A 22619-nucleotide genomic window follows, 5' to 3' on the forward strand; every position below is an offset into this window, starting at 1 on the left:
TCTCAAAACCGGAACTGTCGTCACCAGTTCCGGTTTTTTCAGTCTTTATTTTTAGCTTCTGATTTTTACATACACAATTTATTTGATGGTTATGGTATCGTTGTTCTGCCGGTATTCGAAACCTGTCATGAACTGCAAACTCTGCAGGACATTTTCCAGGGATTCGTTGTGATAGGATGCTCTTATTTTTTGAGTCAGAATAGCTTCGGATGTACAGTTTATTTTTATGCCGTACCATTTTTCTATCAGGGCAAAAGCTTGTTTCACCGTAATCTCGTCAAAGTGTAAAATGTTCCGGTGCCAGTCGGTCAGATGTTCCGCATGGACTTCCGAAGTGGTGAATTTTTGCTTTGCGGCGTCAAATGCGGCATGGTCGTTCCGGGTAAGGATCACACGTTCGCCGGTAGTGCGGTGTGCTACCCGGACTTTTCCGGTGGCCACAGTGACATTGATATGGGTAGTATCTTTGTAACACACCTCAAAGGTGGTACCGAGCACCGTAGTTTCGAAATCCCCGCTATACACGACAAAAGGTTGTTCCGGATTTCTCCGGACCTCGAAAAATGCTTTCCCGTGAAGTTCCACCCGGCGTTTATCACGGTCAAATGTTTCCGGATAGCGTAGCGTGGCCTGTGCATTGAGATAGGCTACGGAGCCATCTGGCAGCGTGATCTGTTTTCTTTCGCCGGCAGTACTGCTTATGGCCAGATATTCGGATGGCGGAATATTTTTGTTTTGTCCGGTATGGTAAATTGCGTAGCTTATTCCGAGAAAAAGGATCACGGCAGCGGCGATACGCAGCAGGGTTATATGATGGAGGCGCGGGGCTTTTCGGATTGTCTGTTCTGATGTCTTTATCTTTTTCCGGAGTAGATAAAGACCCCGGTCCAGACTGAATTCATCAGAGTGTTGCCGGAATTCTTTCTGCCACTCCTGTTGCAGCCATTGATAGGTTTTGCGATATTCGGTATGTTCGAGGTATTTTTGAAGCCTCCTGTTTTCGGTTTCCGATGCCTCCCCGGTAAGCACCTTGGCAGCGAGTTCATAAAAAATATGGTTGTCCATAGATACGGCCTTTATTTCTAAGACCATAAAAAAGGACCGGACCTGCCATCCGGGTTCGTTAACAAATGGTTAAGGGATTATTAAGTGTAGTCGGGTCAGAACAGAGGAGAGCGTAAAAGCACCGAAAACAAGAGATACAAAGAATTGCGATTCGTATTGCGAGATATACCGGATCGCTTCGATCATCTGTTTTTGAACGGTATTGACGGAAATCTGAAGAATATCGGCAATTTCTTTGTATTTGAAGCCTTCGAGACGGTTGAGTTTAAAGATGATCCTGCGTTGCGGGGGAAGTTCTTCGATAATGGTCTCTATACGTTTTTCCACTTCGGCATAGTCGAGAGCGGATTCTGCAGTTAAACCCGAAACCTTTTGTTGGGATTCGGATATTTCCATGTCGAAGAACGAGATCCTGTTTTTCTTCAGTACATTGAGCGATTGATTCTTGATTGCAATGAAGAGGTAAGACTTCAGGTTGTTACGGATATCGAGTACATTCCGGTTCTGCCATATATTAAAAAACACGTCAGAGACAACTTCTTCGGCGATATCCGGACTTTTTACAAACGACCCGGCAAACTGGCAAAGCGGATAATAGTATTTCCGGAACAGTTGTTCAAGAGCATGCTGATCGTTGTTCCGTATACGCTCTACTAACAATTTATCTTGCTCCATCCTCGTAGTTTGAACTTCAGTGAGACTGAAAAGCTTTGGTTCTTAGAAGGGAGCAAGTTACTTTTTAGGAAATATCCCGTTGTTACCGGACGGTTAAATTACCGTAATAGAAATGTTGTTTATACAGGTTTACAGGAATGTTCTTACCGGATACAGCTAAATGAAGATTACCGGAGCGGATGAAACTCAGGAGACCGGGTACGGGGGGCAAAACGCATGGTCCGGCACAAGGGGTAACCCGGAGGCAGATTTCAGGGCATATCATATAGTTTGGCAACTTTCTGCACAATACGCAACCTTACTTCCGAAGTGTTTCTTCGTCCGTAGGCCGCTTTTGTCTTAAAGGCGAGAACGGTTTCTATGGCAGGGTAAACGGTGATGTTCTGCCCCATAGCCCCTTTGGCGGAATAAGCACCTTCATATCTTTTGTCTCTTACATCCTGCCACAACCACCACATATAGCCGTAACCGAAATTGATGCCCGAATTGCGGAAATTGGGTACGTTATGGTTGAGTTCCGTATAAGCGGTCCGTTCGGCGAGCATTTCATCCACCCAGGATTCGCTGATGACCCTGGTGTCTTTCCATGTTCCTTTATTCAGCATGAGCAGTCCGAGGCGGGCCATGTCTCGTGTAGAAAACCACATAGGATAGGCGAGGTACCTGGAAATCGCCGTATTCCCTTCTTTGTGTTGCAGGGAACGGTCCCAGTCCTGCATGTGTAAGGGATCGGCGAGCTGCCGCTCTACTTCGTCATAAATGTTTGTGCCGGTTTCTTTTTCGAAGATATAGCCGGCTACATTAAAATCCCAGTTACTGTAGAGCCAGTAGGTACCCGGTTTTACACTACCTCGTTCCGGGGCGTATTCCTGCATGCCTCCCGGGTAGCCTTCGGGATGGAATATACCGGATCTTGCCGAGATGATATCCTTTACGGTGGCTGTCTGCTCTATGGGGAGAATGCCTTCGACATCGTCGATCTCCAGTTCCTTTACTGTTTTATCGAGCCGGATGGTGCCGTTCTCCACATAGCGGCCATAGAGCATGGATAGCACGCTTTTCCGGCACGAGGCAATGTAACTTACTTCTTCCACATCGCCGAATTCGAAAACGACTTTCCCCCGGTGTACGATCATCAGTCCGGTTATTTTGGTACTGTCCGTCAGATATTCCCGGAAGGCATCTGTTTTTTTACGTTCCCATCTTTTGCTTTCTTCTTCAGATGCCCGGTGCCATATCCTGTCCGGGAATACCTGGGCCCGGAGACGTGTTATGGGACATCCGGTCAGGAGCAAAAGAAATATACCTAACATATATGGTGTCAGCACATCAGTCCGTTTTTTCAAACCAGACGTTTCTCGCCCTGCCATTACTGGCATATAGTCCTGTAATTTCATTGTTTTGGTTTCGTTTGAATTTAATATTCCGCATCGGGTAATCTCCCTGTAGTCTGTCTTCCTTTACCGGGGTCAATACTATTTTTCCGTGCCGGATATGGTAGGCAAAGAGTTTCCCGTCTTTGTAATGCAGGGTATAGAGCGTTTCCAGTTCGGGACTGTAATAGGTCCCCGTATAACTGTTCAGGAGGGCCGGAGTAGGCGGGGTTTTTACAAATTTTTCAAATTGTACGGGGGGGCTCCCGGCAGTGGGGTAGAGGGTCAAGGTATGGCCCTTAAAAGACAGTTTTTCTGCTGTAGCCGGTTGGACAGGGACAAAAGAATCTTTGGCTGCCGGAAGATATCCGGATATTTTTCTGCCGTTATGGAGCAGCAGGGTATCGCCCCGCGCACTTACCCGGCGTTGCTCGTAGGTTTTGTCATCCCAGTAATCCCCGATAAGGTTCTGTATATAGCGTTCCGGTAGTTTGATGGTACGGACAGGAGGTTCCTGGTCGTTTTTTCCGAATATAACCGTTGCGATCTCATCCGATAGGGAGGCGGGAGAAGATGAGGAGAAATTGGTCAGTACGACGATCGATGTTTTTTTTAGGGGAAAGACGGCGGCGTGAGAACGAAACCCACCGATAGAACCTCCGTGCGAAATACGCTGCTGTCCGTAGAGCGTATCGATATTAACACCAAAGGCATAGCGGTTAAAACTGCCGTCTGTCAACGGGTCCAGAGTCCGCATCATATCAAAGGCTTTTTCCCACCCGGGCCGAGGATCATAATAGTTTTTCAGGTATTTCAGCATGTCAGCCGTTGTGGTATGGATATTCCCCGAACCCACATAGCCCCAGTATTCCACAGCCCTGACAAAACCGTTGTCCGTAGCATCATAGGAGGTGGCGTTATCCGGGACCACGCGGTTGTACCGAGCTTCTACATAAGTTGCTGTCATCCCCAATGGTTCAAAGATTTCATTTTGCATAAAAGTGGTAAAATCCTGTCCGGTGACGTTCTCAATAATATTGGCCAGGAACATATAACCGGTATTACAATACAGGTATTCCGATCCGGGCTGGAAATTGAGATCCTGTTGTGCGGTCATGATCCGGTCCAGGTCGGCATTGGTACGAAGGTCATCATCCCGCCATCCGGCCAGAGCAAAAAGGGCATGCAGGCTCCGGAGTCCGCTGGTATGATGAAGCATCTGCCGGATGGTAATCCTGTTACCAAACCCGGGCAAATCGTCGATATAACGGGATATGGGGGCATCCAAGGATAATTTGTGCTGCAGGTGAAGCACTACGATACCCAGACCACTGAACTGTTTGGAAACGGAAGCTATATTATAGCGCATCTCCGGGTTGTTGGGCACAGGATATTCGAGGCTGGCCAGGCCATAGGCCCCGGAGAATACCGTTTTGTCTCCCTGCATCACGGCTATACTGCCACCGGGATGCCCGGGAGCATTCCAGGAGCGGAAAAGGCTGTCTATTTTCGCGTATTGTGTTTCGCTGAGTTGTGCCTGTACTGCTGAGGTGAAAAGCAGTAAAAAAATCATATACAGCAGGGCTCGAAAGTTGTACATCCTATTATTTTTTGAGACCGGCCTGGGCCAGGGTGATCAGTAAGGCGAGTTTTATGGCTTCCGGACCGTTCTCGTTAAGGTACCATTCGTCGAGGGAATGGGCCCCACCGCCTTTTCCGCCACGACCGATGCAAACGGCCGGAATACCGAGAGCGACAGGGATATTGATATTGGTAGATCCCCGTCCGGGTTGTGGTGTTTTACCAAAAAAGGAAGTAGCTGCAAGGGCACGTTGTATCAATGGCAATTCGGGGGAGAGTTCTCCCGAAGGTCTGTCCCCGATGCGGATAAGCTCATACGTAACCTGGTCTCGAATGCCACTCCGGTTATATGCGGTGATCGCCTTTTCTACCGATGTTTTGAATATGTCTTCGATTTCCTGAAGGTTACGGGGGTCCAGTGCACGCATGTCTACTTCCATCCAGGATTCGAAAGGGATGGAGTTTATCGATGTTCCGCCGCCTATGCGGCCTATGTTAAAGCTGGTTTTGGAAATATCCCCCGAAGTATAGGATTGGGCATCGGTAGCAAAAACATCAATAACTTTTCCGAGGGCATGGTGCGGATTGGCCAGCCCGAAACTCCCCCACGAATGCCCTCCTTTACCGGATATAACAAGTTTGTAGCGTCTGGAGCCGAGTCCGGCATAGCTAATTCGCCCGAGATCCCCGCCATCGATAGCAATCCAGGAGTCAACGTTCAGTCCGGATTCGTTGAAGATATATTTCATGCCCCGCAGATCTCCGAGTCCTTCTTCACCCACAGAACCTACGAAAAGGACGTCTTTTTCTGTTCTGATACCGGTTTTGTTCATGGCTTTCAGGACGCTGATCACCATGGAGAGCCCACGGGTATCATCACCTATGCCCGGTGCTTTGAGTGTATCTCCCGATTTTTTCACGGTGACATCGGTACCTTCGGGGAAGACCACGTCGAGATGAGCTTCAAGTCCGACATACCCCGGGATTCCCGCCGTGCCTTTACGAAGTCCGAGAACATTCCCCGCTTTATCGGTCCAGATACTGTCTATACCTGCCTCTTCGAGCATGGAAGCAAAGCGTTTTCCTCTTTCGGTTTCTTTAAAGGGAGGTGCGAGTATCTCCGTGAGTTCCACCAGATCTTCCATGGTTTCGTCATCCTGTTCATCGATGACGGTAAAAGCCTTTTTCAAAGCCTTGTCCTTACCGAGTTTGGTAATCTCCCGGGTATATTTTTTTTGTATGTCCGGGGTATGCTGGGCATGGATATTTAAAGAAAAAGCGATAAAAAAAGCACCCAGATACAGTGTCATAGTCTTCATGTTTAAAATTTTAGTGTTAGTGTAAGCGGATCGGACCATTTAAATATAGCCATAATTTAAGGAAAGGGAAGATTTTACTTCCCTCATCCTATAGTGTTCATTAGTAGTAATCCGGATTCTGATCTATGTTGTCATTCGCGTTGGTTTCTCCGTCGGGTATAGGCAGGATAAACCGGTCGTTGGGATAGGTGACTTCACATATGGTGGAGGTACAATCTTCGCGTACCATATCCTGTTTGTTCCTGGTAATGTCAAAGATACGGTGCCCTTCGAAACAGAGTTCTCTTCGTCTTTCCTTCAGGATCTCTTCGGTAAGAGCATCTCCGGTAAGGGTGAGGGGTACTGCATCGGGATTGGCACGTTGTCTGATGAGCTGCAGATCGGATCGTGCACCGATAAAATCGTTCATTCTGGCCCGCGCCTCGGCACGGTTGAGGTACACTTCGGAAAGGCGGATAACAGGAATGTTATCCGTACCTATCTGTGAACCCGAACTCGGATATTTGTTAACCCGCAAACAGCAATATACCCCGCTAAGTTTGGGATCGGACATAAACATGGTTTTGCGGACATCATTGTCATCCATCATATCCAGCAGATCTTTTGCAGGCAGGTAATCTCCGTACCCGGTGGCTTTATACATACCTCCGAGATGATCGGAGCCGGGATTGTCCGTAATGCTGTACACCATTTCTACGATGGCTTCCGAAGAATTTCCTTCGAGAAACATGGAGGGATAAGCTGCTGCGGTAGCCAGTTCGTATTTCTGGCTGTCGATGACATCCGTGGCTTTGGCTTCTGCATTTTCATAGTCTTCCATATAGAGATAAACCCTGGATAACATGGCCTGTGCTGCTTCTTTGGAGAAATAGCCGGCATTGGAAGGATCTATGGTCATGAGGTCTTCCGCAGTAATGAGATCGGACAATACCTGGGTATAGACTTCCGCTACCGTATTTCTCGAGGGCAGGGCCATAGGATCGTAGGCAGTAACTACAGGCACCCCGAGATGGGAAGCATCGGCAGTATATGTATAGTGTTGTGCATACAGGCGTACGAGATCGAAATGCCCTACGGCGCGTAACATGTACGCCTGTCCGAGGATATTGTTAAATTCGGTTTTGTTGCTTTCCAGGGGTTCGTATTCCGCATTGATCATAGTATTGGCAATATTGATGCCCTCGTAAATGGTTTTCCAGACGTCTTCCGGAATAAAATTGGTGAATGTACCGTTGTATTCGGCCCATTCCTTGGCCCGGTTGGCGCTGGCATTCTGCTTTACGTCCTCACCCATGACATCGGGTACCAGCAGAAAATATCTTCCATACCAGTTGGAGCTCTGCATCTGGTCGTACCCACCGAAAATAGCTGACTGAAAGTCCTTAAGGGATTTCAGGTATTCCGTATCCGTAATGTTTTGCTGAGGTTCGCGATCTAAAAAATCACTGCCGCATGACAGGGACAACATCAATCCCGCACCTATCAATATTTGTTTAGTTAGCTTCATAATATTTTTTTAGAATCGTTAGTTGTTTAAAATCCTATGTTTAGTCCCACACTGACGGTTTTGTTGATGGGTGTAATGGTGTTGTACACGCCGTTAATGGTCTGTTCCGGATCGAAGTAAAGGGACTTGTCTTTTACCCAGGTCCAGAAATTGGCCATGTCGATATAGACCCTAAGGCTGCTCAACTGCATCTTTTCGAGTATTTCGGAAGTAAAGTCATAGTTCAGGGTCAGCGATTTCAGCCGGATATAATCTCCTTCAAAGAGGTAGCGATCGGAATATTGGGTGTTGGACGACTGATTGCCACCCCATCGGAACTGCGGGAATAATGCTTCCTGCCCGGGAGTGGTCCACCTGTTCTCGAAGGCATAGGCAGAAGTACTTCTCGGGTTATACCTGCCATCGCTGTGGATAACCCAGCCGGGAGCGTCATAGAGATAATTCCCGAATTGGTAATTGAACATGGCGTTCAGGGAGATGTTCTTATAGTGCGCACTGAGGTTAAACCCTCCGTAGAAATCAGGGGTGGCCGATTTTCCATCGTAATACCGTATGGCATCGTTTACATTGTTGGTCGTGGTAGTTTTTGTACCATCGGTGTACCATAGCGGATCTCCGTTGGCAGGATCTACTCCTGCCCAGCCATAGAGGAAATATTCCTGAATGTCACGGCCTTCTTCGAGCCTTTTGGTGCCATCGGTAATCGGGGAAGGGAGGTATGTGATCTCATTGTTCAAGAAGGTAATATTTCCTCCGAGGGAAAGTCCGAAATTTTCTGTGTTTACGATATTGGCATGCAGTGCAATTTCCCATCCGCTGTTTTTCATGTCGCCTATATTTTCCGTAACCGATTCGAAACCTGTGGTCAGCGAAAGTGGTCTGTCGAGCAGAAGGTCAGATGATACCTTATTGAAGTACTCTACGGAACCGGAGAGGACATAATCAAACAAAGTGAAGTCTATACCTGCATTGAAAGTGTTCTGGGATTCCCAGGTCAGTAATGCATTTGCCACCTGCGAAGGGGCTGCTGCGGCCTGACCGTCATAAGCTCTGTTAAAGCCCCATAGCCCGGCCCAGTTGTAATTTCCTATTCCGGCATTCCCGGAAGTACCGTAACTGGTCCTCAATTTCAGGTTGTTGACAAATTTAGCGTCACTCATGAAGTTTTCCTTGGATATGGTGTACCCGCCTCCTACAGACCAGAAGGTACCCCATCTGCGGTCCGGTCCGAACCGGGAAGAGCCATCCCGGCGTATGGAGCCGGAGAGAAAATATTTTTTGTCATAATCATAGTTGATCCGTCCGAAATAGGAGTTAAAAGAGTATTCTATCCTGCTGCTGCCTACCGAAGTCGGATTGGCTGCATTGTCCAGGTATTTGAGTTCCGGATGCGAAAAGCCTTCGCCCTCGGCACTTACGATCGAGGTTTCCACGGCCTGTGCTTCGTAAGCAGCAAACACGTTGAGGCTATGTACCTCGTTGAAGGTAGTGTGATAGTTAAGCGATTGTGTTCCGAGCCAGTTGTACTCGGTTGTCCGTGCTTCTTCGGCAATACCACCTACATTTCTTCCGTCCCCGTACCTTGCATTTGAAAAGATATATTCGCTGATATTCAGGATATCAAAACTCCATGCGGATTTAAAGGTGAGGTTATCCAGGATCTTATAGCTGATGGTGAGGTTGTCGAGAATACGTGACTGATCCAGTTCCCTGCGATCTTCCCTGAGGTGTCCCATAGGGTTGTTTCCTGCCATAATATCGGTATGTTCGCCATAGAAATCACCGTTCTCGTCATACACAGGTATGGTAGGAGGTAATAACAGGGCAAGATAAAAAGGGGCCTGCCAACGGGTACCGTCCGTAATGCCGCGCTGGTGGAATTTGGATAACGACATATTGTTGGTGAGCTGTAGTCTTTCCGTGAGTTTTACGTCTATATTCGCACGGAGTGAGTACCTCCGGAACATATTCTCTTCTACGATACCATCCTGGTTAAAATAATTCCCGGAAACAAAGTATGTAATGTTTTCACTACCGCCGTTTGCACTCAGATCGTATTCCTGGGTAATGCCCGTGCGGGTGATCTCGTCATACCAGTTGACATCATAATAATCGCCGGTATCAGGGTTTACGGGAAAAAGCGTGGCAAACTGTGCTGCGGCCTCATCGGTAGTCAGGGTTCCGGCATTGGCATATCCTTCCATAAAAAGTTGCCTGTATTGTGTGGTATTCAGGGGTTTCAGGAGGTTGTTATAGGCTTCGGAAGAAAAGCCGAGTTTGGATTTTAAGCTGATCTTTGCTTTTCCGGCCTTACCGCTTTTAGTGGTGATCAGCACAACCCCGTTAGCTCCCCTGGAACCGTAAATGGCAGTGGAAGCCGCATCTTTAAGAACGACAAGACTTTCGATATCATTCGGGTTTATGGAAGCCAGAACATTGGAGCTGCTTCCGTCATTGCCGAAATCGGTTTGTGAAACACTTCCGGAAGTTACCGGAATACCGTCTATGACATACAGCGGATCGTTGGAGGCATTGATAGATCCGATACCTCTGACCCTTACCGATATCGCTGCTCCGGGTGCCCCGTCGCTGGTAACGACCTGCAGACCGGGAGAAGCTCCCTGCATGGCATTCTGAAAGCTGGAGGAGGGCAGCATTTCAAGAGCTTCACTTTTTATCGTGGCGACAGACCCCGTGAGTTCTTCTTCACTCTGCGAACCGTATCCGACTACGATGACTTCACTGAGCTGGGAAGCATCTGCCTCGAGTTCGACATGCAGTGTGGTACGGTTACCTACCGTTACTTCCGAAGATTTCATACCCATATAGGAAAAAACGAGAATATCATCGGGAGAGGCGATGATGGTGTATTTTCCGTCAAAATCAGTGGTTGTACCTTTTGAAGAACCCTTTACCTGTACAGAGACTCCGAGTAATGGCCCGGAATCGTCCGATACCGTCCCGGTAATGGAGTTTTGCGAGTACATAATTCCGCAAAGGAAAAATGTCATCACCTGTAATAGTTTGTTTTGAATCATAATGTTAGAGAGTTTAGGAAGCTTTTATTTTCATCAGGTTAAGGATGTATAAATCCGGCCCGGGGAAGTCACACCTGTATCAGGAGTTTCCTTTTCCGGAAGGAAAATCATCATTAATCTGTCATAAATCAGTTTGTGTCGCGTGTACTTTCGGGTTCTGTCCGAACTTTATTTTACGCGAATCACAGGAATGTATATGGAGAGCCCTTTCATAAACATATGGGGAAGATAGAAAAAATGACAGGAGACGTGGCATACCAATTTCCTGTCCTTTGGCAGTCCAATATAAAATGAGAAGACTTTGTCAGTAAAACTTTAAAAAATAAAGATAAACGTTTTAATTTTGTTGTAGTTTATTGTTTAACAGTTTTTTACGTGTTTTTAGGAGGTTTTTGATTTCATAATTATAAAGGGGTAAATTTGATTTGTTTTGAATTTTGGATATTTCAAATTAAGAATTTGGTAATGTCTATGCGCAGACCAATTATTGGTCATTTCCGAGAAGCTTCAAAAAAAAATACCTCCAAAAAAATGAAGGTATTGTGAGCAGGAGTAAAAACGGTTACTAATTCAGCTTCTTTTCAAGACAACTCCTGCCTTTTTATGATTAAATATTCCGTTATCTACGGTTATGGTACCATTAACCAGGACGTATATCACCCCTTCCGGGTATTGGTGAGGATTGGCAAAGGTTCCTTTGTCTGAAATAGTTTCGGGATGGAAAACAACGATATCCGGTTTCATCCCTTCTTTGAGTGTACCCCTGTCCTTCAGTTGCATGGTCTGGGCGGGTAGTTGTGTCATTTTCCGGATGGCTTCCTGTAGTGAGAGTGTTTTTTCTTCTCTTACATAGTGGCCCAGAACACGGGGGAAGGTACCATACCATCTGGGGTGGGGATGCCCCATTCCCGGACGGACCAATCTTCCGTCGGAAGCAATCATGGTTTGCGGATGCCGCATGATACGTTTCACGTCTTTTTCATCCATTGCATGAAAAACACAGGAAGCTCCCCCGTTTTTCTGAGCCTGGATCACCAGCTCCGCACCATTTTCCGGGGTGGGAGGGAGATCGCTTTCAACACACCAGTATTTTAATGTTTTTCCTTCCAGTTCGGGACGCCAGGCGACTTTGGCAAACTGTATCCGGTCCAGGTCATCGCCTCCGCGATCGTTTTGTATATTGAATACGATCTCTTTTTTGATACGGTCTCTCCATACGGGATCTTCAATTCTTTTTTCAAAGGCCTGCTGTCCCCCTGCCCGTGCCCATCCCGGGATAAGCACGGATATACCTGTGTAGCTGGCCGTGTAGGGGTACTGGTCGATCTTGATATCCAGTCCGGCTGCCCTGGCAGAATCCACCATGGCAAGGGTACGTTCGCTTTTGCCCCACATGGGTTTACCTATGACCTTGTGATGGGTAAGAATAACCGGAATATCAGCCTGCTCCGAAATTTCAATGGCTTCCCGGACAGCCCCGAAGAGTCCGAGACCTTCCTCGCGCAGGTGAGAGGTGTAGATACCTCCGTAAGCAGAAGCTACTTCGGATAGCGCGATGACTTCATCGATTTCCGAGAACGTTCCGGGCAGGTATTTGAGTCCTGTGGATATTCCGAAGGCCCCGTCTTTCATCGCAGCGTCTACCTGGATCTTCATGGCTTCGAGTTCTTCGGGAGTGGGGCTCCTATTATCGAGTTGCATAATGTTTTTCCTGATGGTATTGTGGCCTACGAGGTAACCCACATTCATTCCGATTCCGATGGTTTGAAGACTGTCCATGTAAGCAGCAAGAGGATAAGGAGAGTTGCCGTCCGGACCTCCGAGGGCGGTGGTTACTCCCTGTCTGACATGGCTTTCGCATTCCGATAGTTCCATAATAGGCTCAATATGAGCATGAAGGTCGATAAATCCCGGTGCAACGGCAAGCCCGCGGGCATCGATAACCCTGCCGGCCTTGGCATGCTTCAGATCGCCTATTTTTACGATGAGGTTCCCTTTTACAGCAATGTCCGCTGCCATCGGATCGGAACCCGTACCGTCATATACCATACCGTTGAGGATGAGGATATCATAGGCCTCGGAAGTACTGCATGATGTTATGCATATCAGGACTACTATTGCAGTAAGTTTTTGTAAACTGGTTTTCATCGTAGCTGTATTTAAAGTTTTTGTTGTGTAGTGTCGGTCTTTTTGAGGTCGGCAAAGGCTTGCTGCAGGGTCCGGGTCACCGGGCCGCAGTTGTCGCCTTCGTAGTAGGTGTGTTCCCCGAGCCGGGCGATAGATGCGATCTGTACCGTAGTTCCGCTCAGGAAAGCTTCGTCCGCCTGTTCCAGTGCTATGGCTTCCCATGCCGTTTCCTTTACGGGGATCCGGTGTTGCCGGCAGAGGGCGATCACGATTTTTCGGGTGATACCATTGAGAATATGAGTGTCGGCAGGGTGGGTGTAGACCATACCGTCCCTTACAAAAAATATATTGCAGTGTGATCCTTCCGTAATCCGTCCGTCCCTTACAAAAACAGCTTCATCCGCATTCCGGAGATGCGCGGCTTCATTGGCCATAGTGTTCCCCATGAGAGATGTGGTCTTGATATCGCAACGCTGCCATCGGTAATCGGGGACTACCACAGCAGTTATATTGCTTGTATTTACCGGTGTAATAGTATATGGTACGGCATACATAAAAAGGGTGGGGGAAGGATTGTCCGGATAGGCGTGTTTTCGTGGTGCCACACCTCGGGTCACCTGAATGTAGATCAGTGCGGTTTCCGATTGAAGGTCGTTCCGGAGCAGCAGTTCGGGAATTTGTTTCTCTATTTTAGAGATGTTATATTGCAAACCAATTTTGTGTAGGTTTTCCTGTAACCGATCCAGGTGAGCAGACTGAAAAAACACACCGTGCTTTTCTCTGACCATAACTTCGTAAATGCCGTCTCCAAAAAGGAACCCCCTGTCAAAAACAGGGATGTATGCCGATTCGTATGGTATGATGTGGTCATTTAATAGTATATTTTTGGGGTAGTGTATTTTTTTTGTAGACATATCCTGTTGGTGTTGCTTTTTGTGAGAAAAGGTTTCGTATTCGAAAAAATTCTCGATATGGATCCAAATTCCCGATGAAAGTAAATGTTATTTTTCTACTTTTAGCATACCAATTTTCCATTTCTCAACAGATCAATTATGAGTAATAAGCTCAACGGTATTCTCATGGCTCATGGTTTTGGTTCGGGTCAGGCTGGCGAAAGTCTGTACCTGGAGCTGTATAACGCCATCAAAAAAGCTATCATTAAAAAAAAGCTGGAATACAATACCCGGTTGCCACCCACCCGGTTGCTGTCCCAAGACCTCGGGGTGTCCAGAAGCACGGTGGTCAAGGCTTATGACATTCTGTGCCTGGAAAATTATATAACATCGGTCCAGGGATCGGGATATTTTGTCAATGACTTCCAGCAGAAAAAGATCAAATACAGCCTGAAGACTTACGATAAGCCTACGGAATACCCGTCGGTTTCGGAAAAGGCCCGTCGTTTCCGGAAGCATCTGAACCTGATGAATCGTATGCATCAGCCTGGCCTTGCATTTCGTCCGGGATTACCTCCGCTCGATATCTTCCCGGTGGGGCAGTGGCAGCAGCTTACCAATAATTACTGGAAAGGGGTGAAATATTCGGACCTCTCCTATAAGTCGAGTCTCGGACTGGATTCGTTACGAAAGAGTATTGTCAATTACCTCAAGATATACCGCAATATACAGTGCCATTACGAACAGGTGGTTATTGTTACGGGCTCGTTACATTCCCTATCCATACTCGGGGAACTCCTCATTGATCCCGGGGATGAAGTTATCGTAGAAAACCCTACCTATGCCAATGCCATAGCAATTTTCAGGAGCCTGAAATCGCGAATGACCGCTCTGGAAATCGACGAGCAGGGACTGGATATTTCGGATGCCCGGAAAAAGGTCAAAAATCCGAAACTGATCTATACGACCCCGTCCAACCAATACCCTTCGGGAGTGCAGATGAGCCTGCAGCGCCGGCTCGAACTCCTGGAGTATGCCAATGCCCGGAACTGCCTGATTATCGAAGACGACTACGATCATGAATTCAGTAACTGGGACAACCCCATTACGTCTATCTTCGGCCTGGATAAAAACGAAAGGGTAATTTACCAGGGAACTTTCAACAAGCTCCTGCATCCTTCTATACGTCTCGGGTATATTATTGTGCCTTCTTATCTCATCGAAGATATCAAGGCGTTATACGAACAGTCTCTTCGTTTTGTTTCACCGGAGGTACAGAAAGTGATGTCCGATTTCATAGAACGCAATTACTTCAGCAGGCATCTTCGGAGTGTTTTGCAGATCTCCAGGGAACGGAGGGAGTTTTTTACGACCGCTTTTGATAAGCTCTTCGGTGGTGTTCTTAAAATTCTTCCGGTCAGTGGTGGCTTGCACCTGATTGTACAATTACCGGAAACGATCGATGATGTATTATTTTCCGATTACCTCGCAGATAACGGGATCATTACTTTTCCGTATAGCAAGTATTTTTCCAGGGAACCTAAAAAAAACGGACTGATCATGGGGTTTTCCTCGGTGAGTACTCCGGTTATCAAACAAAAGCTGGAATTGATGTACCAGTTATATACTGCATATCCTGCCGTTGTAAAAGCGGAATGACTGCTATGTAGTACCGGGTGTTCCGGCAGATATACGTATCTTTGCAGTATTGATAACATCAACCGGATCTTATGGTACGACTTTATGCTCTTCCGGAATTTTTGCCGTAAAGGAGTACGCGGGGGAGGTGTAATCGTTACCCATTCCGGAATTTTGACCAACCTTTTCTTTGCAAACAGAAAAATGCATGTCTTCTCGTTTTCGGAGTACTACATTCAGGGCTTTCCGCAATCGTAATTATGCGCTGTTCTTTACCGGGCAGTCGATTTCCCGGATGGGAATGTGGATGCAACGGACCGCTGTGATCTGGGTGGTTTACAGTATAACACATTCTCCGTTTATGTTGGGGCTGACCTTATTTGCAGAGCAGTTTCCTTCTTTTCTCTTTTCGGCACTGGGCGGGATCGTGTCGGACCGTTATGACCGTTACCAACTGATATTACTTACCCAGTTGCTTTCCATGATACAGGCCGTAGTACTTACTGTCGTTACCTATACGGGGCATGATACGGTATGGGCATTGCTTGTATTGAGTGCCGTACTGGGTACGATCAATGCTTTTGATGTACCTGCGCGGCAACCGTTGGTACACGAAATGGTCAACGAACCCGAAGATCTGCCGAATGCGCTTTCCCTGAATTCGTCATTGACCAACCTGGCCAAAATGCTGGGCCCCGCCCTGGCGGGTATCGTTCTTTCCGAATGGGGAGCAGGAACCTGTTTTCTGATCAACGCGGTGAGTTTTATCGCAATCATTATCTGCCTCCTGCTGATGAAGCTTCCCCCGAGACCGACACCTCCTCCCCGGCAGAAAGTAGGTAAAGAACTCAGAGACGGATTCCGTTACCTTTATGAAACCCCCGAAATAGGGCTACCCTTGCTGATGCTCACCCTGGTTAGTCTTTTCGTGTTGCCTTACCGCACGCTTCTCCCGGTATTTGCCAAGGTTATTTTTCAGGGTGATGCCACGACGTACGGATATATTATGGGGTTTATAGGTCTGGGAGCCATTTCCGGAGCTATTTTTCTCGCTTCCCTGAAAGAAGGAAGCCGGCTGAAGAGGATTCTGGCCATAAATACCATCATTCTGGGGAGCTCTCTGTTGTTGTTCTCCCAGGTGAAAAACCTGTATGCATTGCTGTTTTTCGGGGTGCTTATCGGCTTTGGAGCTATGGCACAAACGACGGTCTGCAACATCCTGGTGCAAACCAAATCCAAAACCGAAATGCGTGGTCGGGCAATGAGTTACCAGGCGATGGCCGCTTTTGGCATGATGCCGCTGGGGGGACTGCTTATCGGTACCGTATCCGAACATATCGGTGCCCCGATGAGCCTGTTGCTACAAGGAGTAGTCGCATTGGTGATCGCATTGGCCTTTTCACGCTTTTTATGGAAAGGCAGGGATGAGCCCGAACCCGGTTCCGGACGATAGCTTTTCTGCCGATCTTTACCCGTAATAGTTATCTTTGTAACCGTATCCCCGGCTTTCCGGAGGAAAATTCAATTATAAAAACCGATAGATGAAACCATCCTTACTTACCGTATTATTTTTTAGCCTTTGCTCAGGCCTGTTTTTCAGAGCGTATGCCCGCGATTTCTACCAGCTAACGGTCTATGAGTACACGTCGGATGAGCAGGAAAAGCAATTGGACAGCTACCTGGAGAATGCTTATCTGCCTGCATTGCACCGGGCAGGAATAGCCGATGTTGGCGTATTTAAGCCCTTTCCGAAACAGGAGGAAAAAATATTGCGGAGCATATATGTGTTTATTCCTTTTAAAAACCGTAAATCTTTTTTTAATCTGGAACACCGTCTGTCGAAAGACAAGGAGTACCAGGAAACAGGTGCAGCCTATATCAATGCCGCATACGACAGTCCGCCTTTCGACCGTAAAGAGGTGATCCTGATGGATGCTTTTACAGGGCACGGACACTACCGGTTGCCCGCACTGAAATCTTCTATGCAGGACCGTGTCTATGAGCTGAGAAGCTATGAAAGCGCTACGGAAAAACTATACCGGAACAAAGTGAGAATGTTTAATAAGGGGGATGAAATAGGTCTGTTCCGCAAACTGGGTTTTAATGCCGTTTTTTATGCGGAGGTAGTTTCCGGGAGCCAAATGCCCAATCTTATGTATCTCACCACTTTCGAAAATATGCAATCGCGGGAGGAACACTGGAAAACTTTTGGTGATGATCCGTACTGGAAGTCGCTCTCCGGTAAGGCCGAGTACCGGAACAATGTTTCCCGGGCCGAGATCATGCTGCTTTATCCCGTGGCGTATTCGGATATTTGATGTAAACGCAAAGCTGATATAACCGGCCTGGTAATACTCCCCGGAAAGCGCTATTCGGATAAAAGACGAACTTTAAAAATCAAATCAATATTCAATGAGAATTATCCCCGGAATTACTTTTGCGGTATGTAGTATACTGATGCTGGGAGGGTGTAATATGCCCGACCGGCCGGAAACTGAAATATTACCTTCCGATACACCTGTAGATCACGTCAACCCTTATATGGGAAATATCAGCCACCTGTTGGTCCCTACCTTTCCTACAATCCATTTGCCCAACAGCATGCTGCGGGTATATCCGGAAAGAAATGACTATACGGGCGATTTGCTTCATGGTCTTCCGCTTGTGGTGACCAGCCACCGCGGGAGTTCGGCATTTAACCTGAGCCCTGTAAACCGTTTGGACAGCGGGAAAATAAGAACCGTAACAGACTACAGCTACGACAGGGAGAAGATCAATCCGTACTCCTATAGTGTTTACCTGGACGATGAAGCCATAGAAGTGCATTATGGCCTTTCACACCAGGCCGGGATGTACGAGCTGGATTTTGAAAAAGAAGGAACGGAACGCCACCTTGTGCTGGCTTCCCGAAACGGACTGATGGAGTGGGACGGAACGGCTTTTTCCGGCTATCAGCAGTTGGCCAATACTACCAGGGTATATATCTACGCTGTTCCGGGGGAACAACCCTCGGGAGTACAAATAATCACCTCAGGGACTGCGGAAGAAGGAAACAAGGCAGAAGGAGAACATGCGGCACTGGCAGCTACCTTTCCGGCAAAGCAAGAAAAACTTGTCTTACGGTACGGGATCTCGTTTATAGACGCTGCACAGGCCCAAGCCAATATGGAGCGCGAAGTAGCCGGGAAAGCCCTTGGCGAGCTCTGGCAATCGGGTAAGGAAGCCTGGAACAAAGCATTGGGTAAGATCGAAGTACAGGGAGATTCCGATGAGGACAAAACAGTGTTTTATACCTCGCTTTACCGTACCTATGAACGTCCCGTCTGTATTTCCGAAGACGGCCGTTATTTCAGTGCTTTTGACGGGAAGGTCCACGAAGACGGGGGGCGTCCTTTTTATACGGACGACTGGATCTGGGATTCCTACAGGGCGCATCATCCGTTACGCATTCTGGTAGACCCGAAAACAGAAGAAGATATTCTGCATTCCTTCCTGCTTATGGCAGAACAAATGGATGATTTCTGGATGCCTACCTTCCCGGAAATAACAGGTGACAGCCGAAGGATGAATTCCAATCATGCCGTGGCTTCTTTTATCGATGCTTACAGGAAAGGCCTTCGTCGCTTCAACCTGGAGGAGGCATACCGGGCGGCCAAAGGTGCCATTACCGAAAAAACACTTGCTCCGTGGTCCGGTAAACCCGCAGGATGGCTCGACGCATTCTATAAAGAACACGGATATATCCCCGCACTTTACCCGGATGAGAAAGAAACCGTTCCGGAAGTCAACACTTTCGAGAAGCGACAGCCTGTAGCAGTGTCCCTGGGGACAGCATACGATCAGTGGTGTCTGGCGGAAATAGCGAAGGAACTCGACCTGAAAGAGGATTACCGCCATTTTCTGGGACAATCCTATAATTACAGGAAACTCTTTAACCCGGAGACCTCGTTTTTTCACCCCAAAGATAAAAACGGGAAGTTTATCGAACCTTTCGATTATGTTTTTTCCGGCGGACTCGGGGCACGGAATTATTATGGCGAAAACAATGCATGGACCTATCGCTGGGATGTACAACACAATATTGCCGATCTTATCGCATTGATGGGCGGAAGAGAGCAGTTTGTACAGAATCTCGACTCCATGTTCGCACAACCGCTGGGTACGGGAAAGTTCCGGTTTTATGCACAACTTCCCGATCAGACCGGGAATGTAGGGCAGTTTACCATGGCTAATGAGCCCTCCCTGCATATTCCTTACCTCTACAATTATGCGGGTCAACCGTGGAAAACGCAGAAGCGTATCCGTAAACTGGTCAAAACCTGGTTCAGGAATGACCTCATGGGAGTTCCGGGAGACGAAGACGGTGGCGGGATGTCGTCTTTTGTTGTTTTTTCGCAGCTTGGGTTTTATCCTGTTACTCCGGGCATGCCGGTATATGCTATAGGCAGCCCCTTCTTTAAAAGTGCCGTGATCCACCTGGACAACGGAAAGAAGTTTGAAGTCATTACCGAAAATTATGCGGAAGAAAACAACTATATACAATCTGCCGAACTCCATGGAAAACCGTTGGATAAACCGTGGTTTTCTCACGAAGATATCCGCAATGGAGGAATACTGAAACTGGTGATGGGCAACCGTCCCCGGAAAACATGGGGAAGCGATGAGGCCGCTACACCCCCTTCCGGGGAAAAGTTACCGTAAAAACTAAAAAACGGTCGATAACCGGTTTTGACACAGGTAAAATAGGAGTCCCGGAAAGGGCTGTACATGATTGCGATATGGCGGTAGTTATAACGTAAAAGGCTTATGGTATTCGAATAACCATAAGCCCTTTTTTTGTTGGTGGTGACTGAGACTTAATAATAGGTACTGTAGTAGTCAAAATATTTACAGTTAGACTTTACCTCCTTGTAAAACGAAGTATGGTCAAGGGCCTTGAGCGCTTTGAAATATTTCCGGTACCTGGAGGTCTTGATCGCGAGAAGTTGATTTTTACGCTCCCTGTAGTCAAGATTTTCTACATTATTGAGTTCTTCATCATCCTGGATGCTGTAAAAAATCCCCTGTTCGCATTTGGAAGCCGCGAAAAGTATCCTGGCTTTCAGCTCATCTTCACGGGTCTGGTCGAGCGCCTTATCCAGGAAATCCAGCGGACGGTGGAAATTGTCCTGATACCAGGGTTTCCAGGTATAGTCCTTGAAATAGAGGATATGGTGCGGGGGCGTGGGGATAAAGTGGCTGCCCCAGTAGAAATAATTGTGAAATTTAGAATTTTTACCGTTACCACTACTAAATGTCAGCATTTGTCTGTAGTATCCTATGAGAGAGGTGTTGAAATAAAAGTTCCCTAAAAGATAATTGGCTTTGGCTGCTTTTTCACCGTTTCCTTCTCCTGTTTTTTGTAATCGTATAATAGCATCGGAGAGTTCTTTTTTGTTCATGGATGATTTTACAAACGGAAATTCGTCGAGATAGTCGGTCTGTATGACACCGGCTTCGGGACATTCGAAGCATTCGATACGGTTAAAGCCGAATATCTCAGAAGTAATGCCCTCAAAATTAAGTAAAGAAGCGGAGATTTTACGAACATTTTCAAAGGCAGCCGATGCTTTTTTCGGTTCTCCGTTCCAAAGATAGATGTTCCCCTTCATATTGGCCACATAGCTTTCAAAGTCGAATTCGGGATTTTGCTGATATTTTCTGACCTGGTAATCGTAGGTCACGGTCGGAATATTTTCTGCCAGCATTTTTTCCCAATCATTTTTACCTTTTTTGTTATGAAGTTCTACAATAGCATCGAGTATTTCCATATCGGGATTATATTCGAGAGCATCAATATGATTCTGCAGGAGAAAAGCCTTGGCATAATCTTTTTGCAACAGGTAGCGATTGGCAAGAACATCGGTAATAAATCCGCGTGTACTGCCGCTACGACCGGAATACGGATCATAATCCGAAGGAGAAACAAGGAGGACATCCTTATATTTTGTCATCAAGACGTCTTCAAAGTCTTTGGTAATCTCTTGTTGCTGTGTTATGGTGATCAACATGTCGAGCCTGTCTTTCTGGGCAGATAATCCGGCACTTTCGGAGCTGAACTGTTTGAGGTAATCCTGTGCGGTTTCATAATCGCCCCGGATAAAATACAACCAGGCAGTCGTGAGTTGCCAGAATTCTTTTTCCCTTACGTTATCGTCGCGTACCTGTTGCAGGGCGGTTTCGAGGGTCAGTTCCAGGAAAGGTACCGCACTTCGATCGAGGCTTAGCGGAAGGTGGTGTTCGGTAATTTTTTCCATACAGTCCGGATCCTTGTATGGACAGCTGTAATAGACCGGAAAGAAATTCCTTTCGAGCTGATTTACGGCCCGGGCCATAAGTACTTTGGCCTGTGGGGCATTGGGGTCGTTTTTTATAATTTGATGTAATGCAGACAGCGGATTGTTGAAATCCCGGTATCCCAGCAGGAGGTAGAGATCATTTTTTTCATTCGGGGTTTTTGCTTCGGAAAGTAATTTTTCGAAGTCCAGGTCCCTGGTGACGCGCATAGAGGTATAGGCTTCTTCTTTCCGGTTCCTGGTGTGTGTGAAAAAACGGAAAAAATCGTCATTGGCCTGCATAAAATTCCCCAATCCGCGTTCCGCACCTCCCTTCTGGTCCAGGGCGTAATAATACATGATGGGCTTATGATCCAGGGATTCTACATGCGTATTGAAATAAGCTACGGCTTCCCGGTAATTTCTGTTGTAATGCGCAAACCGGACCAACTGATACCCGTAACGGAGTTTGAGCTCTTTGTCGGTTTCGGCCTGCCAGCTTTTTTCGAGGACTCCGATTACTTTATCGTAATCCAGTTCGTCTACGGTATGTCGGGGCTTGTCTCCCCAGTAATACCTCTGATCTCCTTTAACGGCCATGTAGGGAGCCAGGTACTTGGCATAAGCCAGGTACAGCAAAGCCTGTTTGTGTTTGCTTACAAAGCCTTTGTCTGCAAAACCGAGCTTGCTGTCCGCTGTCGGCTTACCCTGAGCCAGGGCCCTGAGATCTTCCCGTTTTGACCCAAAGACGAGGTACTGTGCCTGATCGTAGGTAGTACCGAGGTATTGCTGCCATTCTTCGATATTTTCGTTTTTCAGCGTAGGATCCGGTTGGTCCGGGGTATAGAAGATGTTCTCATACGTAAGCAGGAATGCCTGGTATTGTGGCTCTTCGATATTTTCCTGGGCAAAGAGGTTGTAATACGAATAATCTTCGCCCCAACCGCCTGCGCAAAAATAGGGCGAATGGTCTGCCGGAGTATGGGCGTAACCCACCCCGATGAATAAAAGCGCAGGGAAGAAAAGCAGGTATAGAAACTTATTTTTCATCGTGTTATCAGTAATTAATATGTTTTGCCATCCGGATTG

The 22619-nt window shown here is 47.2% G+C and carries 14 protein-coding genes; 4 read left to right on the forward strand and 10 right to left on the reverse strand.

Annotated elements, in window-relative coordinates:
* Positions 1-78: 78 nt before the first annotated feature.
* From BT112_RS03315 to BT112_RS03355, 9 genes are all read right to left on the reverse strand, one after another.
* Positions 79-1065 carry a FecR family protein gene (locus BT112_RS03315; protein WP_072315950.1) on the reverse strand — a complete coding sequence of 329 codons (987 nt, stop codon included), beginning with the start codon at positions 1063-1065 and terminating at the stop codon, positions 79-81.
* Between the two features lie 69 nt (positions 1066-1134).
* A complete protein-coding gene (locus BT112_RS03320) occupies positions 1135-1740 on the reverse strand; it encodes an RNA polymerase sigma-70 factor (RefSeq protein ID WP_072315951.1) in 606 nt (201 codons plus the stop codon).
* Positions 1741-1991: 251 nt separating this feature from the next.
* On the reverse strand, positions 1992-3086 hold the full coding sequence (locus BT112_RS03325) for a serine hydrolase domain-containing protein (protein WP_175545740.1): 1095 nt from the start codon (positions 3084-3086) through the stop codon (positions 1992-1994).
* Positions 3070-4713 (reverse strand): serine hydrolase domain-containing protein, encoded by a 1644-nt coding sequence (locus BT112_RS03330; RefSeq protein WP_072315953.1) that lies wholly within the window; start codon positions 4711-4713, stop codon positions 3070-3072. Before BT112_RS03330 ends, BT112_RS03325 begins: the two co-directional genes overlap by 17 nt.
* 4 nt (positions 4714-4717) lie before the next feature.
* On the reverse strand, positions 4718-6013 hold the full coding sequence (locus tag BT112_RS03335) for a M20/M25/M40 family metallo-hydrolase (protein WP_072315954.1): 1296 nt from the start codon (positions 6011-6013) through the stop codon (positions 4718-4720).
* Positions 6014-6113: 100 nt separating this feature from the next.
* Positions 6114-7520, reverse strand: a complete 1407-nt coding sequence (locus tag BT112_RS03340) for a RagB/SusD family nutrient uptake outer membrane protein (RefSeq protein WP_083564773.1) — start codon at positions 7518-7520, stop codon at positions 6114-6116.
* A 26-nt stretch (positions 7521-7546) separates the two neighbouring features.
* Complete coding sequence (locus tag BT112_RS03345) at positions 7547-10558, reverse strand: SusC/RagA family TonB-linked outer membrane protein (protein ID WP_083564774.1); 3012 nt, start codon at positions 10556-10558, stop codon at positions 7547-7549.
* A gap of 570 nt (positions 10559-11128) precedes the next feature.
* A complete protein-coding gene (locus BT112_RS03350; RefSeq protein ID WP_072315957.1) occupies positions 11129-12706 on the reverse strand; it encodes an N-acyl-D-amino-acid deacylase family protein in 1578 nt (525 codons plus the stop codon).
* Between the two features lie 11 nt (positions 12707-12717).
* Positions 12718-13599 carry an aminotransferase class IV gene (locus BT112_RS03355; RefSeq protein WP_072315958.1) on the reverse strand — a complete coding sequence of 294 codons (882 nt, stop codon included), beginning with the start codon at positions 13597-13599 and terminating at the stop codon, positions 12718-12720.
* Between the two features lie 138 nt (positions 13600-13737).
* Between BT112_RS03355 and pdxR the strand changes: the two genes are divergently transcribed.
* The 4 genes from pdxR to BT112_RS03375 all read left to right on the forward strand — a co-directional run bounded on the left by pdxR (position 13738) and on the right by BT112_RS03375 (position 19917).
* Entirely contained in the window at positions 13738-15237 is a 1500-nt protein-coding gene (gene pdxR, locus BT112_RS03360; RefSeq protein WP_072315959.1) for a MocR-like pyridoxine biosynthesis transcription factor PdxR, read from the forward strand.
* 187 nt (positions 15238-15424) lie between these two features.
* Positions 15425-16669 (forward strand): MFS transporter, encoded by a 1245-nt coding sequence (locus BT112_RS03365; protein ID WP_072315960.1) that lies wholly within the window; start codon positions 15425-15427, stop codon positions 16667-16669.
* A gap of 88 nt (positions 16670-16757) precedes the next feature.
* A complete protein-coding gene (locus tag BT112_RS03370; RefSeq protein ID WP_072315961.1) occupies positions 16758-17534 on the forward strand; it encodes an NIPSNAP family protein in 777 nt (258 codons plus the stop codon).
* Positions 17535-17628: 94 nt separating this feature from the next.
* Positions 17629-19917 (forward strand): GH92 family glycosyl hydrolase, encoded by a 2289-nt coding sequence (locus tag BT112_RS03375; protein WP_072315962.1) that lies wholly within the window; start codon positions 17629-17631, stop codon positions 19915-19917.
* Positions 19918-20072: 155 nt separating this feature from the next.
* Here BT112_RS03375 and BT112_RS03380 read toward each other — a convergent pair whose 3' ends face one another.
* Positions 20073-22580: a hypothetical protein gene (locus BT112_RS03380; protein WP_072315963.1), complete on the reverse strand. Its 2508-nt coding sequence runs from the start codon at positions 22578-22580 to the stop codon at positions 20073-20075.
* Positions 22581-22619: the final 39 nt, after the last annotated feature.

This window comes from Sinomicrobium oceani (assembly GCF_900119185.1).
In the GTDB taxonomy this organism is placed as follows: Bacteria; Bacteroidota; Bacteroidia; order Flavobacteriales; family Flavobacteriaceae; genus Sinomicrobium; species Sinomicrobium oceani.

Bases quoted from the DNA above. Each gene is read 5' to 3' on its own strand.
- BT112_RS03315 (WP_072315950.1), bottom strand. From the start codon at position 1,065: ATGGACAACCATATTTTTTATGAACTCGCTGCCAAGGTGCTTACCGGG.
- BT112_RS03320 (WP_072315951.1), bottom strand. From the start codon at position 1,740: ATGGAGCAAGATAAATTGTTAGTAGAGCGTATACGGAACAACGATCAG.
- BT112_RS03330 (WP_072315953.1), bottom strand. From the start codon at position 4,713: ATGTACAACTTTCGAGCCCTGCTGTATATGATTTTTTTACTGCTTTTC.
- BT112_RS03335 (WP_072315954.1), bottom strand. From the start codon at position 6,013: ATGAAGACTATGACACTGTATCTGGGTGCTTTTTTTATCGCTTTTTCT.
- BT112_RS03340 (WP_083564773.1), bottom strand. From the start codon at position 7,520: ATGAAGCTAACTAAACAAATATTGATAGGTGCGGGATTGATGTTGTCC.
- BT112_RS03345 (WP_083564774.1), bottom strand. From the start codon at position 10,558: ATGATTCAAAACAAACTATTACAGGTGATGACATTTTTCCTTTGCGGA.
- BT112_RS03350 (WP_072315957.1), bottom strand. From the start codon at position 12,706: ATGAAAACCAGTTTACAAAAACTTACTGCAATAGTAGTCCTGATATGC.
- BT112_RS03355 (WP_072315958.1), bottom strand. From the start codon at position 13,599: ATGTCTACAAAAAAAATACACTACCCCAAAAATATACTATTAAATGAC.
- pdxR (WP_072315959.1), top strand. From the start codon at position 13,738: ATGAGTAATAAGCTCAACGGTATTCTCATGGCTCATGGTTTTGGTTCG.
- BT112_RS03365 (WP_072315960.1), top strand. From the start codon at position 15,425: ATGTCTTCTCGTTTTCGGAGTACTACATTCAGGGCTTTCCGCAATCGT.
- BT112_RS03370 (WP_072315961.1), top strand. From the start codon at position 16,758: ATGAAACCATCCTTACTTACCGTATTATTTTTTAGCCTTTGCTCAGGC.
- BT112_RS03375 (WP_072315962.1), top strand. From the start codon at position 17,629: ATGAGAATTATCCCCGGAATTACTTTTGCGGTATGTAGTATACTGATG.
- BT112_RS03380 (WP_072315963.1), bottom strand. From the start codon at position 22,580: ATGAAAAATAAGTTTCTATACCTGCTTTTCTTCCCTGCGCTTTTATTC.